The organism is Parasutterella excrementihominis YIT 11859 (assembly GCF_000205025.1).
In the GTDB taxonomy this organism is placed as follows: Bacteria; Pseudomonadota; Gammaproteobacteria; order Burkholderiales; family Burkholderiaceae_F; genus Parasutterella; species Parasutterella excrementihominis.
On record NZ_GL883744.1, the window covers coordinates 1 to 1,187 of the forward strand.

The window sequence follows — 1,187 nt, forward strand, 5'->3', positions numbered from 1 at the left end:
CCGACGATCTTAGAAACAACGCCGGCACCGACTGTGTGGCCGCCTTCACGAATAGCGAAGCGGAGGCCTTCTTCCATAGCAATCGGAGCAATCAGCTTAACGTCCATACGGATGTTGTCGCCGGGCATAACCATTTCAACGCCTTCCGGCAGTTCGATCGTTCCGGTAACGTCAGTTGTACGGAAGTAGAACTGAGGACGATAGCCTTTGAAGAACGGTGTGTGACGGCCGCCTTCTTCCTTAGTCAGAACGTAAACTTCTGCCTGGAATTCGGTGTGCGGAGTGATCGTGCCGGGTTTGGCAAGAACCTGACCGCGTTCGACGTCTTCACGCTTTGTACCGCGGAGCAGAACACCGATGTTGTCACCGGCCTGACCCTGATCAAGCAGCTTACGGAACATTTCGACGCCCGTGCAGGTTGTCTTCTGAGTCGGACGGATACCGACGATTTCGAGTTCGTCGCCGACTTTGACGATACCGCGTTCAACACGGCCGGTAACAACGGTACCGCGGCCGGAGATGGAGAACACGTCTTCAACCGGCATAAGGAACGGCTGGTCGATAGCACGTTCCGGAGTCGGGATGTAGCTGTCGAGTGTGTCGGCAAGCTTCAGGATGGATTCTTCACCCATCGGGCCTTTGTCGCCGTCGAGAGCCATACGAGCAGAACCCTTGATGATAGGAATATCGTCGCCGGGGAAGTCGTAGTTGCTCAGGAGTTCGCGAACTTCCATTTCAACCAGTTCAAGCAGTTCTTCGTCGTTGACGAGGTCGCACTTGTTCAGGTAAACGATGATGTAGGGAACACCGACCTGACGGGCAAGAAGGATGTGCTCACGGGTCTGAGGCATAGGACCGTCGGAAGCGGCAACAACCAGAATAGCGCCGTCCATCTGAGCAGCACCGGTAATCATGTTCTTGACGTAGTCAGCATGGCCCGGGCAGTCAACGTGTGCGTAGTGACGGCTTTCGGTTTCGTATTCGACGTGAGCGGTGTTAATCGTAATACCGCGAGCTTTTTCTTCAGGAGCTGCGTCGATCTGGTCGTAGGCTTTGGCTTCACCGCCGAACTTCTTGGAAAGAACGGTTGTGATAGCGGCTGTAAGGGTTGTCTTACCATGGTCAACGTGACCGATTGTGCCAACGTTTACATGGGGCTTAGTACGTTCGTACTTTTCTTTTGCCAT

General features: G+C 54.3%; 1 protein-coding gene. It reads right to left on the bottom strand.

The annotated features are described in order from the left end of the window. Positions 1–1,187 (bottom strand): elongation factor Tu (tuf, locus tag HMPREF9439_RS09530; protein ID WP_008864676.1); only part of this gene is annotated, 1,187 nt, incomplete at its 3' end.